The organism is Bifidobacterium sp. H6bp9 (assembly GCF_032193695.1).
GTDB lineage: Bacteria > Actinomycetota > Actinomycetes > Actinomycetales > Bifidobacteriaceae > Bombiscardovia > Bombiscardovia kimbladii.
Map to the genome: position 1 here is coordinate 14,461 of NZ_JASTZY010000003.1, position 14,971 is coordinate 29,431.

The 14,971-nt window shown below is 56.6% G+C and carries 8 protein-coding genes; 2 read left to right on the plus strand and 6 right to left on the minus strand.

Annotated features, from left to right (window positions below; all coding sequences use genetic code 11):
- Nucleotides 1–82: 82 nt before the first annotated feature.
- The 5 genes from QRX40_RS05100 to QRX40_RS05120 form a co-directional block, all read right to left on the minus strand.
- The gene (locus QRX40_RS05100) at nucleotides 83–3,877 is read right to left on the minus strand and encodes an InlB B-repeat-containing protein (RefSeq protein ID WP_313836756.1); all 3,795 of its coding nucleotides are present in this window, start codon (nucleotides 3,875–3,877) and stop codon (nucleotides 83–85) included.
- A 249-nt stretch (nucleotides 3,878–4,126) separates the two neighbouring features.
- Nucleotides 4,127–4,792: a TetR family transcriptional regulator gene (locus QRX40_RS05105; protein WP_313836758.1), complete on the minus strand. Its 666-nt coding sequence runs from the start codon at nucleotides 4,790–4,792 to the stop codon at nucleotides 4,127–4,129.
- Between the two features lie 6 nt (nucleotides 4,793–4,798).
- Nucleotides 4,799–5,566, minus strand: coding sequence for an ABC transporter permease (locus tag QRX40_RS05110; protein ID WP_313836760.1), 768 nt, complete (start codon nucleotides 5,564–5,566; stop codon nucleotides 4,799–4,801).
- Between the two features lie 5 nt (nucleotides 5,567–5,571).
- The gene (locus QRX40_RS05115; RefSeq protein WP_313836762.1) at nucleotides 5,572–6,543 is read right to left on the minus strand and encodes an ABC transporter ATP-binding protein; all 972 of its coding nucleotides are present in this window, start codon (nucleotides 6,541–6,543) and stop codon (nucleotides 5,572–5,574) included.
- Nucleotides 6,544–7,054: 511 nt separating this feature from the next.
- Nucleotides 7,055–10,933, minus strand: a complete 3,879-nt coding sequence (locus QRX40_RS05120) for an InlB B-repeat-containing protein (protein WP_313837024.1) — start codon at nucleotides 10,931–10,933, stop codon at nucleotides 7,055–7,057.
- Nucleotides 10,934–12,385: 1,452 nt separating this feature from the next.
- Here QRX40_RS05120 and QRX40_RS05130 point away from each other — a divergent pair.
- Nucleotides 12,386–12,844 carry a hypothetical protein gene (locus tag QRX40_RS05130; protein ID WP_313836764.1) on the plus strand — a complete coding sequence of 153 codons (459 nt, stop codon included), beginning with the start codon at nucleotides 12,386–12,388 and terminating at the stop codon, nucleotides 12,842–12,844.
- 952 nt (nucleotides 12,845–13,796) lie between these two features.
- On the opposite strand, the gene QRX40_RS05135 is transcribed toward QRX40_RS05130, so the two are convergent.
- Complete coding sequence (locus QRX40_RS05135) at nucleotides 13,797–13,955, minus strand: hypothetical protein (protein ID WP_313836766.1); 159 nt, start codon at nucleotides 13,953–13,955, stop codon at nucleotides 13,797–13,799.
- 341 nt (nucleotides 13,956–14,296) lie between these two features.
- Between QRX40_RS05135 and QRX40_RS05140 the strand changes: the two genes are divergently transcribed.
- Entirely contained in the window at nucleotides 14,297–14,851 is a 555-nt protein-coding gene (locus QRX40_RS05140; protein ID WP_313836767.1) for a hypothetical protein, read from the plus strand.
- Nucleotides 14,852–14,971: the final 120 nt, after the last annotated feature.

Consider the following 14,971-nt stretch of genomic DNA (forward strand, 5'->3'; position numbering starts at 1 on the left):
GTTGTGTTGGGGGAGCGCGGGGCCACCCTGTTTGGCCGGGCCACCTTGGGGTATGGTCTGGCTGCTTACTCGTGTGAAGTCTTCAGGCTTGCAGGCTGCGTGCCTCCCGCCGGTGGCGTCCGGCCGCGACGGCGCCGGCCGCGGCGAGCAGTCCGGCGGCAAGCAGGAGGATCATGGTGCCATTGCTACCGGCGTGGGGGAGCATGCCTTCGTAGGTGTAGGCCAGATGCGCCTGGGGCTGGACGATCCCGCCCAGGGTCCAGTCGACGATGACATCAGTCCTTCCTGGATTGTGGGCGGGGGTGGTCAGGGTGACGGATCTGTCAGAGTTCTGTTGCAGGGTGTCCACGCCCGTCTGGTCGAAGCTGACGCCGGTGATCAGCAGGACCGGGTTGAATGCGACCAAGGCTGGGGTGCTGCCCTGTGTTGTGCTCCCATTGCCGAGTTGGCTGTATGTGTTGTCGCCCCAGGCGTAGGCGTTGCCATCCTGACCGATGGCCAGGGAGTGGTTTCGTCCTGCGCTGGCGCGTGCTGCTGAGAGCCCGCTGCCGGCCTTGCCTTGGCCGGCGGGCGGTGATATGCGCGTGGGTGTTAGCTGGTCGTTGGTGGTGTTGGTACCGAGCTGGCCGTCGGTGTTCCATCCCCATGCCCAGGATGCGCCGTTCTGGTCGATGGCCAGAGAGTGATGCACGCCGGCGCTGATCCATGCTGCCTGCAATCCTTGGCTGGAGTTTGTGGGGCTTGGCACCTGCCTGGGGGAGGGCCGGCTGGTTGTCGTCCCGTCGCCCAGCTGCCCGTGGTCGTTGTATCCCCATGCCCAGGTAGCGCCATACTGGTTGATGGCCAGGGCGTGGTTGGCTCCTGCGCTGATCTGCGAGGCTTTGAAAGTCCTGCTGGCGTTCCCAGGGTCAGGCACGGGTGCCGGGTCGGCGGCGTATGTGGTGCTGTATTCTCCTGTGGCCGCGCCGTTTCCGAGCTGCCCGTAGTTGTCGTATCCCCAGGTGTATAGGCTGCCGTCCGTGTCCATGGCCATGATGAAGCTCCAGCCGAGGCTGACCTGGGCCGCGTGCAGTCCTTGGCTTGAGCCGTTGGGGTCCTTGGCTAGTGTCGGCGCCAGTTTAGACGTGCTGTATGCGGTGTAGTTGTTGTTTTCACTGCCCCAGGTGTAGACGCGCCCCTGCTGGTCGATGGCGGCCGAGTCGTAGGCGCCGGCGCTCACCTGGACGGCTTTGAAGGGCTGGCTTTTGTCAGATGGGTCAGGCATGGGCTGCGGCTTGGAATGGCTGGCGGTGGTGCCGTCGCCCAGCTGCCCGTGGTCGTTGGCCCCCCAGCTGTAGACGATGCCGTCGCTGCCGACAGCCAGCACGTGGTAGCCGCCAGCTGCAACCTGCGTGTAGGTAAAGCCGGCGGCCACGCCGTCGGGCAAGGGAACCTTGACCGGCGTTTTCTGCGTGGTGCTGTTGGCGGTGCCTTGGCCAAGCTGGCCGTGCTGATTGCTGCCCCAGGCGTAGGCGTTCCCGTCGCTGGCCACGCCCACGGAGAATCCGTGGAAGTCACCGGCCTGGTAGCCGCCGGCGCTGACCTGGTTGAAGCGGATGCCTCGGCTTATCTTGGGCGGCGTGATGGTTGCCTGCTGGCCGCCCATCGAGCTGCCCTTGACCGGGTTGATCGCCCAGTCGCCGGTATTGGCTGGGCTCCAGTGCGCGACCAGCGTGATGTCTGCGGTTACCGGCTGGCTGAAATCATAAGCCACATTGGAATTACCTTCGGCATCCTTGAGGAACCAGCCATCAAACAGACAACCGTCTACTTTTGGTTCTGGATAGGGACGCTTTACCTGTCCGCCCTCTGTGATGGACTGGTTCGCTGGCATGTCTGAAGGCATCGGACAGGCAGCGTCCGTGGATGTGAATCCGACGTTGTATTTGGGCCCGGTGTAAGTGTAGGACAGATATGCGTCCGGCTGAGGTCCGTTCATGCTCCAAGTGATGGTGACATTCACCCATCCCTTGCTGTGCGGCGGAGTGGTGACGCTCCAGGTGCCGTCCGCGTTGGCAGCTAGCCCTGTGCCTGGTGTCCCGCCGAATTTGACGCTGGTGATTGCGGCATGGTTGGTCAGGGGAATCGTACCTGGCTGATAAGAATCCCGTTTCTTAGTGTCTCGTCCCAGTTGGCCATTGGAGTTGCGTCCCCAGCTGTAGAGGTTGCCGTCGGAGCCGATTGCCACAGCATGATCGCCACCTCCGATAACCTGGGTGTAGTTGACGTTCTTCGCTGGCGGGTCGATTTTAGTTGGTTGGGGATCTGTCGCATTCCAATATGGCCTTGCTAGTTGTGCATGGCTGTTGTTTCCCCACGTATATAGGATCCCTTTGTCGTCCAAGGCGAAGCCATTCCAGTCTCCCGCGCTGATCTGGATTATGTGTGTCTTTGTAGGTACGTTGACCTTGCCTCGTGGGTTGATCCTTGTGCTGCCGGTGTATCGTCCCAGCTGGCTGAAATTGTTGTATCCCCAGCTGTAGAGCACCCCATTCGAATCCAAGGCCAGGCAGTGCATGCCTTTGGCGATTACTTGTGTGTAGCGGACTCCGGCAGCAGGCGTATCCACTTTCCCTGGACTGCCGGTCGGTGTAGTGCTGGCGTCGCGGCCCAGCTGACCATGGCCATTGCCTCCCCAGCTGTATAAGTTTCCATCAGTGTCGAAAGCCATGCAGTAGTCATATCCAGAGGTGATCTGGGTGAAACGGATTCCTGTCGGGGTGTCCACTTTGCCTGGCCTGGTGGTCGGCGTGGTGATGGTCCCGCGTCCCAGTTCGCCGTCGCTGTTGTACCCCCAGCTGTAGATGCTGCCGTCCGAGGCTAATGCTTCTGAGTGGTACTTTCCTGCGCTGACCTGGGTGAAACGAATTCCTGCAGGGGCGTCCACTTTTCCAGGAGTATCGGCTGGTGTGGTGTTGGTGTTACGCCCAAGCTGACCATAACTGCTGCTGCCCCAGCTGTACAGCTTCCCTTCTGAATCAAGGGCTAGGGAGTGATCGTAACCTGCGCTGACCTGAATGAAGCGAAGTCCGGCCGGGGTATCTTCCCTACTTGGTTGCCAGTTGTAGTCGGAGCCATACATTTCTCCCCAGTGGTAGATGCTGCCGTCTGATCCCACTGCCACTGAATATTGGTATCCTGCGCTGAACTGGCTGAAGCGGATGGTTCGAGCCGGAGGTGCAGTCAGGGTGATTAAAGTGTTGCCAGCTGTGGGTCCTTGAGTAGGTGAGAGGTCCCAGACATCACCGTTTTTGGTCCAACGGGCTTCCAGAGTCATGTCGCTGGTGACAGGCTGGCTGAAGTCGTAAGCGGTCAATGTGCCGTTGATGAACCAGCCATCAAACGAATAGTTGGGTCGGGCTGGGTCTGCAGGCCTCAGCGCTTGGGCGCCTTCATTGACGGTTTGATCAGGCGTGGTGGTTCCGCCCTCTGTATCAGTGAACTTGACGGTGTACTGCGCGGCTGAGCGGGCCTGGGGATTTTCGTTGTTCGTGCTTGGTGCGGCGGATGCAGTCGGTTGAATTGGTTCTAGGGGCGATGATGTCTTTAATGGCGATGGGGTAGCTAGTGGTGATTGGGGTGTTTCTGATGTGGCTGTTGGCGTTGCCTTGCTGGGGAAAATGCCGGAATTTTGCTTAGCTACGCGAGGGGTCTGACGACCCCCCCCCCCCCGGTGCCTCCTGTTGTGGCAGGCGCGCTCGCGCCGGACACAGCAGGCTCGCTGGCGGTGGTGCTGGCATCGGCGCTTGTGCCGGCAAGGAGTCCTAGAGGCAGGATGAAAGATAGCAGAAGACTGACGGCCGCGGCCGGTCTGATCGACATGTGCTGATGCTGACACCTATTAAGCATGATCCCCTTCCCCAAAGGCTGACCCACCGGCCCCTACCGGTTGAAATACCCTTGGAGGCTTCTCTGACGTTGTGTATATCCCCATCCCTCTGTGCGAGGGTACAAGCAGGAAGCCTTGCGTCTTTCAACTATACTACGTGCCGATAAGGTTCTCTCAGGTGGAATGTCGGGTAAGCAATTCTGAGTCGGACTTCAACGTTGATCGGTGCATGACTAGGAATGATCCATTGGCCACTGATCAGGCAGGCCAACCGGCAATCAGGGCGTGCAGGCCCTTGCGGTAGCTGGTCTCCATAAGTGCACCTATTCCGTCGTCCGTAGAGGCGAAGAGCGTCTTCAGGTCATCGAATCCTTGGGTATCCTCGGCCAGTCTTTTGGCCAGATCCGTATTGGTCTGGCCGCCCGCACCGCCGACCGGGGGAGAGGCCTGGGCGATGGCGCTGCCAAGGGTCAGTCCTGCCAGACTGTTGAGCAGGTGGATGGTGTCTGAATCGACCTTGAGTCCGTGGGCGGTCAGCTGGTTCAGCCAGGTGTTGACCATGTGGAAGGACTGATCCGTGTTGATGGGGTGCGTGGCCATGAGCGGGAGCGCCCGGGGATGTGAAAGCAGCGTTCGGTGAACCTGTAGCATGACATCTTCAAGGGCTTGCCGCCATCCCATGCCCTTGGGTATGGAGTCCAGGTCGGTGGCTGACTGCCAGATGAGCTCGACGATCCCATCAAGCAGGGCGGCCTTGCTGGGTACATGACGGTAGATGGCTGGTCCTGACACCCCCATTTGCTTGCCCAAAGCGCGGATGTTCAGGGCCTCCAGTCCGTGCTCGTCGACGAAATATAGGGCAGAGCGCAGAATGTAGTCTCGGTTCAGCGTCGTCTTGACGGGTGCCTTGGGTGGGTCAGCCATGCTTCCTCACTCCTTCCGCTGTACTCCTCTCTTGAATAGTACCGTTGTCAGGAGAGCCAGGGCGAGCAGGAAGGCCAGCAGGATACGCAGGTCAGGCCATACATCCGCCATTCCGGCATGGTCGAAATTGATTTTTCCTACGGCATCCATGGCCCAGTAGACGGGGCTGCCCTTGGCCAGCTTCTGCGCCCAGTCCGGGAATCCGGAGACAGGGCTGAGGGCTCCGCCCATGCCAGCCAGGAGCATGCCAAGAATGTTGTTGAAGGACATGGCCATGTTTTGCGAGGACGAGAAGATGTAGAGCAACAGGCCGAAGAGGGTCAGCACAATCGAAATGAGCAGGCAGACCGCGGCCAGGGCCAGGACTGATCCATTGGGCCGATAGTGGTAGAGCGCCGTCCCGATCAGCATGACTAGAGAGACCTGGACCACCTGCACCATGAAGGACACGCTCAGTTTGGCCATGACCAGGTCGAGGAGGGAGACCGCCGACACCCGCATCCTGTCCCAGGTGTGCCATTCATGCTCCTGAAAGAAGAGTTGGAGGACCAGCTGTAGGGAAAACATGGCAAAAAGGATGGCGAACCCAGGAAGCGCCTGCTCGGATCCATTGGCGCCCAGATGCCCCTGGGCCCTCAGCGAGTCCCGGTAGGAGGGCAGCATGAAGGGGATGATGATCAGTGGAATGGCCACGATGACCGCCTGCAGCCAGATGCTTCGCAGCTCGATTTTGAAATTGAGGCGGAATGTCGCTAAATATCCGTTGAAATGCACGGCGTTCACCTGTCTTCCCATGCTCGTGACCCGGCAGGGTCGCTTGAGGATGTGCCCATGACGGTCATGTAAGCCGACTCGATGTCAGGCTGGACGATGGTGATAGATGCCAGACGGGCACTTTTCATGACCGGCTCCTGCAAGAGGCGGGCCAACTCCTGCTCTGGACTGGACACCGGGTGATCGGGCTCCAGGAAGCCGTCTGCCGTCCGCCATCCCGGGACCTGGCCTGGGGCAGGGCCGACGAATGAGATACGCAGGGATGCCCGGGCATATTTATGGAGTACCTCCTGCAGGGAGCCCCGGACCTGGATCCGCCCGTCGATCAGAAAGGCCAGGTCCGCGCCCATTGCTTCCAGCTCCTTCAGGTAGTGGGTGGTGTAGATGATGGTGGTGCCCTGCCGACTCATGGCCTTGACCATGTCCAGTATTCTGGCGCGCGCCTCCACGTCCGCTCCGACCGTCGGCTCGTCCAGGAAGAGCACCGGGGGATTGTGGACCATGGCCATGGCGGTGTGAAGGCGTCGTTTCTGCCCTCCCGATAGATTCTCGGCTGCTGTTCCTGACTGGGATCCCAATCCCATGAGCTCTATCAGCTCGTCGGCCCTTCTGCTGCTCTGCTTGGTATTCAGCCCTTGCAGGCCGGCCATGCCACGTAGGTTGTCTCGGACACTGAGATGGGGATAGATGCCCAGATCCTGGGGAGCAAGTCCGATGACCCGGCCGAAGATGCGCGAGGGGGTTCGATAAGGGTTGCGCCCCTCGACTGTGATGTGGCCTGAGTCCGGCTCGCCCAGCCCGGTCAAGGCCGAGATCAGGGTTGACTTGCCTGCCCCGTTCCTGCCCAGCAGGCCCAGGATGCTGCCGCGCCTGACCTGAAGATCCACACCCTTGAGCACCTGCCTGCTCCCGAATGATTTGCGCACCTGGCGACAGGACAGGGCGTATTCCCCTGAGTTGTTTTTTGCAGGTTGCAAGGTATACCTCCTGACGATTGTTGCTGATTAACAATGTAAACTATAATAACATTGTTAACTACTCAGTCTCACCATGATTCTGTGGGCTGCGCCAGCTCTCGGATATTCTGACGTGGCGAGGCCGGGATATACGCCTTGCATCGTCTTGGAAGTACTATGCTTTCCTTAGCAGTGTTGGGAATCCGATAATTACTCTTCAACGAAGAAGACTCGGGGGATTGTTCAAGTGCGAGCGGGACAGGATGCTGTCTATGCTGCTATGCCACTGCTATGCCTTGGTTGGCCGTAGCCCTGGCTTAGTGATTCCGCAGGCGCCAGCCTTCAGGGTCCCGGTGGGCGTGGCAATGGCTGGTGTATACAGTAGCTGGCCTATGACAGAAGAATGTTGGCCCTGCTTAAGAGGAAGCTCCAGTTGGGGAGCAAAGCAGAAGATTGAAAGAGATTAAAGAAATGGGGTGACCTCGCAATCTTGGGGGTTTGCGGGGCCACCCCGCTTACTCGGGCAAAGAGCTCAGTGGTGGCGGCTGCTGGTTTCCCGCTGGTGGGAGGCTGCTGCTGTGGCGCCTGCAGCGGCGAGCAGTCCTGTGGCGAGCAGGACAAGGAGGCCGGTGCTGCCTGCCATGGGCAGGATGCCTTCATAGGTGTAGCCCAGATGGGCGGTCGTCTGTGCGACTTGGTCGATGGTCCAATCGACGGCCACATCGACGTGTCCTGCGTCGTGGGGTGGGTTGGTGATGCTCCAGGTGCCGTCGTCGTTCCGGTACAGGCTGGTCCCGGGGATGCCGCCGAACTTGACGCCAGTGAGAACCAGAGGCGCCGGATCGAAAGCAACCGCCATGGGGGCCGTGCTTTTGACTTCCGTTTGATTGTTGCCCAGCTGTCCGTACTGGTTGTCGCCCCAGGCCCAGAGGTTGCCATCCTGCCTGATGGCCAGTGAATGGAGTTGACCCGCGCTGCTTCGAACGGCCTTGAATGCTTGGGCCTTGTTGGCGGGGTCCTTGATAAGCGCAGGTTTGTTCTGATTGACGGTGCTGCCAATGCCCAGCTGCCCGTTGCTGTTCCATCCCCATGCCCAGAGGCTGCCGTCCTGGCCGACCGCAAGGGAGTGATTCACGCCCGCACTGATCTGGGCGGCTTTAAGGCTTTGGCTGGCATTAGTGGGGTTCTGCACGGTTTGAGGCTTGTATTTATCACTGGTGCTACCATCGCCCAGCTGGCCGTACCCGTTGTATCCCCAGGTCCAGGTGTTCCCCTCCGTGTCGATGGCCAAGGCGTTCCAGCTTCCTGCGCTGATCTGGGTGGCCTGGAAGGACTGGTTGGGCAGTCGGGCCGGATTGGATGCGTAATTGGTGCTGTTACTGGTGTTGTTGCCGAGCTGGCCATTAGTGTTGTACCCCCAGGTGTACACGTTGCCATCGGCGTCCAGGGCCATGGCGAAGCTCCAGTTGAGGCTGACCTGGACCGCATGCAAGGTCTGTCCGGGATTGCCCGGGTCAGCGGCCGGTGTCGGGTTCTTCCTGGTTGTGCTGTATATAGGTGCCTGCCCCTTGCCTGTGCTTTCGCTGCCCCAGGTGTAGACGCGGCTTTCAGAGTCGATGGCGGCCGAGTCGGCGACGCCGGCGCTGACCTGTACGGCTTTGAATGGCTGGCCGCTGGTGTCTTTGACGGGCTGGGGCTGGTATCGGTCCGTAGTGGTGCCGTCACCCAGCTGCCCGTGATCGTTGCGTCCCCAGCTGTAGAGGATGCCGTTGGATCCGATGGCCAGGACGTGCGAGTCGCCGGCTGCAACCTGGGTATAGGTAAAGCTGGAATCCGCTCCGTCGGGCAGGGGGACTCTGACAGGGGCCTTCTGCATGCTGGCATCGGCCGGTTTCTGAGCCAGCTGTCCGTACTTGTTGCTTCCCCATGCATAGGCGTTTCCGTCGCTGGCGACTCCTATGGAGAAACTGCTGGCGCTCGCGGTCTGGTAGCCTCCGGCGCTGATCTGGTTGAAGCGGATGCCTCGGTTGATTGTGGGCGGGGTGATGGTCACATGTTGTCCGCCGAGCACATTGCCTTTTTCGGGGTTCAGGGCCCAGTGGGTGTCCATCTTGGTCCAGTGGGCGGCCAGGGTGATGTTGCCGGTGACGGTCTGGCTGAAGTCGTAGGCGATCTTGGAGTCGTTGTTGGTGTCTTTGATGAACCATCCGTCGAATAGGCAGCCGTTTGCTTTCGGGTCGGGGGAGGGACGTTTGGCCTGTTTGTTCTCGGCGAGGGTCTGGTTTTGAGGCATCCCGGAGGGTGCAGGGCAGGAGGTGTCCGCACTAGTAAAGGTGACTGTGTAGGAGTCCAGGTACCTGTAGGGGAAGTGAGCGTCCGGCTGTTGGCCGTTCAAAGTCCATGTGACTGCCGTGTCGACTTTTCCTCGCGCATGCGCGGGCGTGTTGACACTCCACGTGCCGTCCGCGTTCTTGGCTATGTTTGTGCCTGCTGACCCGCCGAAGCTGACAGCAGTGATTTTGGTAGTCCCAGGTATGTTTACCCGCACGGGGATATACCGCTCTGTGGTAGTGTTGTCACCCAATTGGCCATCGTCGTTGCTGCCCCATGAGTAGAGGTTCCCATCTGAAGCCAAGCCGAAGGAGGTGTTGTCCCATCCCGAGCTAGCCTGAATCCAGGTCAATCCGGTTGGTGCGTTTTGCGGCGCAGAAACCCGGACAGGAGTGTTTCGTTGCTCAGTGGTGCCGTCGCCTAGCTGGCCGTTTTCATTGCCACCCCAAGAGTACAGGTTCCCGTCATTTCCTATGCCTAGTGATGTTTGGGATCGGTTACTTACCTGTTTCCAAGAGAATTGTGGAGATACCCCGTAGGGTTTGGTTGTCCGAGTTGGACCGTATGAATCTTTAGCAAGCCCATCGCCAAGACATCCGTTGGGGCCAGCTCCCCATCCATATGCGTTGCCATCAGATCCGATGGCTATAGAAGAGTAGTCCCCCATTTGGAATTGTCTCCAGGTGAAATTGGAGGGAACCCCTTGCGGTGTGGCAATTCGGACAGCGGTGAGTATGTCGCTAGATATTGATCCGGTACCCACTTCACCGCGGGTATTTGTGCCCCAGCTGTAGAGCAAGTTATCCGATCCCAATGCCAGAGAATGCCATCCCCAGCCGTTCATTTGCTGCCATGTGAATCCGGAAGGCACTCCTTTTGGTAACTTCACTTGGACGGGGGTATGCCGTTCGGTGGTGGTGCCGTCTCCCAGGAATCCATGTATATTGCTACCCCAGCTGTAGAGATTGCCGTCAGATCCTAGGCCAAGAGTATGCAGGCTACCTGCTGCTGCCTGCTTCCATGTGAACCCAGATGGGACATTCGGGGGCGTGTTAACAGGTTCGGGGGTGTGATGCTCGGTTGTAGTGTTGTTCCCCAACTGGCCATAGGTGTTGTCGCCCCAACAGTAAATTTGACCATTTGATCCTAGGGCCACGGAGAACATGTATCCGGCTGAGGCTTGGACCCAGCTGAAATCCTGAGATACGCCCTGTGGTTTTTTCACTTTAGTCGGCTCGTGACGTTCAGTGGTGGTCCCGTCGCCTAGCTGGCCATGCTCATTGCGTCCCCAGCTGTAGATGTTGCCGTCTGAGGCGACTGCAACGTTGTGTCCTCTGCCGGCGCTAATCTGGCTGAAGCGTACTCCCGGTCCGGGAGGGGTTAGGGTGACTTTCGTGCCACCGGCTACCGGCCCCTGCACAGGGCTCATGCTCCAATTATTGGTCCAATGGGCGGTGAGTTTCAGATCTCCGGTGACGGGCTGGCTGAAATCGTAGGCGACGGGTGTTGAGCCGATGAACCAGCCGTTGAAGAAGTAACCGTCTCGGGTTGGATCCGCTGGGCGCTTCGCACGCTCTCCGTCCATTACTGTTTGTGTCGTGTCGGTGCCTTGGGGACTGCTGAAGGTGACGGTGTGCGGTGTGGAGGCGCGTGCCTGTAGCTTGGCGTTGTCTTTGTCTAGCGAGGGAGCGATGGAGGGGGTCGGCTGTGTGGGATTCAGCGGGGAAGATGTAGCGAGGGGGAATGGCGAAGTAGGAGTTGTTGCTGTATCTGTTGGCTGGGTGGCTGTTGGCTGGGTGGTGATATCGGGAGAGTTACTGGATTGTTGTTGAGCTTCACGATCCGCCTCCTCCCCGCTATTTGCTTGTGTGGTCGGTGCTACCGTGTGGGTTGCGCTGGACTCGTTTGCGGTGTTGTCTGCCGTGGCATAGGTGCAGACTAGGAGACTTGCGGGCAAGATGATGGCCAGCAGGATGCTGATCAACAAGGCCGGTCGAGCCGCTATATTCGAGTGCTGACGAGGCATAAATGGATCCCCTTCCCCAGGAATCGCAGCCGCGTTGTCATGAATCCCCAACATTCGGCGAGTCACGCGCCGAAGACAACCTTGGCTACTTATACAAATTTACCATATATGTGAAAGCAAAGTGAAAATGAAACATGGAAAAATTTCGCCAGTCATATGGTGTATGACTGTATTTTTGCCTCTTATGTGTAAATGAATACGTGATTTCAAGTTGTTAGCGATTATGGATCCATCCTATTGGTCGGACCACTTACTTGATGTAGCCGCGGGCTGTTGCAACAGTCACGGAGAGAAGCCCCAAAAGGAGCTGAAGAAGGATTCCGATGCTGTCCGTATGGCCCGTTGCCCTCCTAGGCATAAGGCTAATTGGGCTGGAGCATGATTGCAAAGCGCTTGAAGCCTACACAACCGTTCCGATGTTAAATGGACCTACATCAGCCCTGCCGCTGATTTCCAAGCCGATGGAAAACGACCGGTTCATACGGGTGCAGGCGAAGAATTGACGACAAATGCCAAGGGGGAGAGTTTCATCAGCTATGCCGATTATGCAATTGCTGTGGTGGATGAGGCCGAGTCAGGCAAACATGTGGGTGAACGCATTTCCGTTTATGCCAAGTAGCTGCATCGAGTTGAAGCCCTTCACTTGAGAAACCGGTATTAATCTGCTTCTTTTCCGACAGCGCCGATTCCGTCGTGAGAAGTTGAAGGAGATGCCTATACCAAGATGTCTCCCAGATGTATCCCATTAGTGCGGTCGTCTGTAAGGCTCGGTCTAAGGTTCAGTCGATGGTCATGTCGACAGATCCTGCGTCGCGAGGCGGGTCGGTGATGCTCCGGGTACCGTCGGTGTTTCGGTAAAGGCCGGTACCAGATATGCCGCCGAACTTGATACTAGTGAGAACCTCAGGTGTCATTTCGAATATCGCTTGGGTGGACATAAGGCTGTTCGCTGCATTCCCGATTCCAAATTGCCTGTACTAGTTGTCAACACAGGCCCAGATTGTAAGCCTCCTACGCTGATAATGGCTGCTGGGAACTAGTTGACTGGCGGAGGGGGGGGGGTACTCCTCTTCAGACACTGATGTATCCCTCATCCTTTTGATGCCTAGTTGGTTACGATAGACAACTTCTCACACGCTGTTTTTGCTGATGCATCCTCTCGAAAAGTTCTGGGGTGTTGTTTGCTTGGTACCCTCGGTGCTGTCCTGGTTGAAGTGGATAAAGGATAGATTGCGCGCGTGGTGGCGTTCAATGTGTGTCCGCGTTTTAGCTGTGTCCATGCCTGCCGATCTGCCGAGTCCGGTGGACTTTGAATCACCATTTTGCGCAAGATCTGACTCTTGAGAACAACATCTGTCCGTTAATATGTTTTGTCTATTTCCAAATAATTGATCAACGTATCGTAAGCGTATGGATAGAAAGATAGTACGAAGCAGAAAAGCTCGAAGAAGGGCTGCACGAAAATGGGGAGCACGCAGGACGATCGTACCGAGCGTACAAGGACGAGTGCTTGATCGATTCAGGGATAGCGTGAAGTTGAAAGGGAAGAGTCGTTCGAAGAAAGCAGAGGCGATAAGCTTTATCAACGATATTGTGATCGCCGTTCTGGCAGGTATTTTGATCGTATTGATGTTTATCTTGCAAGCTAGCTTGGTCTCGCATCTGAGTTACCGTCTCATGATCGCAATAACCTATATTTTACCGCTAGTTCTTCTAGTTTGTCTTTTTCTAACCCTCATAACGCCTATGGACGTGACTGTCGATTTGTCTTTTGCTGCCCACAGCCTCTATGCTTTTTGCCTTACAATTTCTGAAATTGATTTTGTTAATCTATTTGCTGACAAGCTAGTAAAATTGAATCATCAAAAAGGAATCTGCAGCTTTGCTGAATCTACTGGCGCCTTGTATGTGTTTTACGTTTATGGAGTCGGTCGAAATAGTTGCCTTATTTTGCTATTTATATGATGTCGTTCATGGTCGAGTTGGGCGGTCTTGGGCCAGATGGTGGATTCGTACTGCTGCTTAACCCCTTCTGGGTATAGTACTCTTAGTTGTCTTCTGGACAGTGGTGAAGGATATTGGCGAAGCCAGCATTTATAGTTCGAATATCTGCTCTGCATGCATTCCTTCACTTGTTGTCGGCTATCTACTACAGATCATCAACCAACGCCTTGCTTTTAAAGAGGATGCATTCAAGCAGAAACAGATCCACCTGCTCTCTATTCGTTAACCATTGAGATAACGCGGGCTCATTCTTGACTTAAGGTTGGTCAGAATGTTGCTTCACAGACTGATTGTTTGTCTGGAATTCAAGAGTAGAGAATGACTAGAAGCCTTGACGCTCTTTGACGATGGATATTCTTTTCCTACGAGGGTTTCGGGACTCAGCTCAAGGACTATGGTCTTTTCCTGATGGCAGCGAATGATATCGGTAGGTCAGTACGTTACCGGGGTGCATTTCATCGCTGAGGACTTGAATCACAAGGCATCTTCAATAATGCTGGAACCAATACCTACGAGGGTGAAACCAGGGGTTACCAGCATCTTGGCTGAATAGTAATAGCCAACGGTATGAGCAATTTCAGCATAAGATATCACTTTCCCAAAGGAACTCTCAATAATGTCCCGGGTTAAATGGTGTTCTACAGCATGGATCCAGATCTGGATGATGCAAACATCTAGTTCGAAGTGCACAGAGATTCCCGCCCAACAGTCACTACCGAGACGTTGCCCAAGGAGCTTCAACGCGTGCAAAAGGTGACTAATCAGGTCACTTCTGGCATCAATGCCACCGCCGGGGACGAGTGGGTGACCGACCTGCGGATCTCCGTCGCGGCCAAAGTTGGGGCAGTGGTGAAGACTTACAGGCGCGGTTGCCGTTCTTGTGATTCATGGTGGTGGGGAGGCTGGCGGCTGCCTAGCTGGGCGGGCGCGGGTGTAATCCAGGCTGGTCCTTGTCGTCCTGGTCGGACCCCCAGTCGTTGTCGATCTCGGCCATGACGAGCAGATCCTGATCGTCGTCCGTGCCGGTATCCTGCCGCGGATCAACGTCCGACTGAGAATCTTGCTCCTGCATCCAGTCAAGGTCGTCGTTTTCGAGGAACTGCTCCCAGGGAGCTTCGTCTTTCTTTCAGATCAGCTCCGGATCCTTTCCAGTTCTATGATCTTTGCCTCGTCCTAAATCAGCGCTGTTAGATGGCTGCTCGGCAGACCCCTGCTTTCTTTGACCTGGATGAGCCCAAACTTGTTTCAACGGGTCCTGGTGAGGTCCCGATCGTTGCGTTACGAGGATTGTAGAGGGGATAACTGCTCTCTTCTGTCTGCGTTGCGGCCAACCGACAGAGGCAGAACCAGAGCAAAATAAGTTTTTGACACTGTATAAAACAACTAATATAATAAGTGCTGGAGGCGATAAAAATGAAAGAAACAGCTATCAAATCAGTGGAAGAGTCGAGGGGAAACCTTGATGAGGCTATGAAGCGGGCCTATGAAGAGCAGGCGACCATCAAGACTATTTCCGATGCTGCTGGTCTGTCAAAAGCTGAGGTGGAACGAGTGGTCAAAGATATGGACCTGTCCTGGAAAAACGTATCGCTGGTCGTGAAAGCGCTAGCTTGTCAAAAGCCTCTTCGGCTGACTACATACTATGTAGTCGCCAAGGCGCTGGGCAGAAAGGGGCAAGGGGCGATTGCCGTCGGGCGAGCCCTGGCTACCAAAGGTAAGGTGACTCCTCTAGAAGGGGCTATTGTGCTTACTTCCAACTGGAGGAATCCTGACTACGGCGGATACATAGTCCCATTCGAGGAGCCAGGCTGGGACATTGTCCGTGGTTCTAGTTGTTCACGCTACAAGGTGCTTACTGACCACGGCGTCGACGTGCGCGAAGGGCCGGACTCCGACCACTACCTGATCCCTGATGATCTGGTTATCACCATACCTAACGAGTTGCGCAAGATCGCTAAATTGGATTAAAACCGGTAGATTTTGGCGCATTCCTGCCGATCATATGATGGATGCGGGATGGCTGATCTGTCCGTCGTAGTCTATTTCTTACGTGCGTGATGAACAGACTGATCAGCCATCCCGCATTTA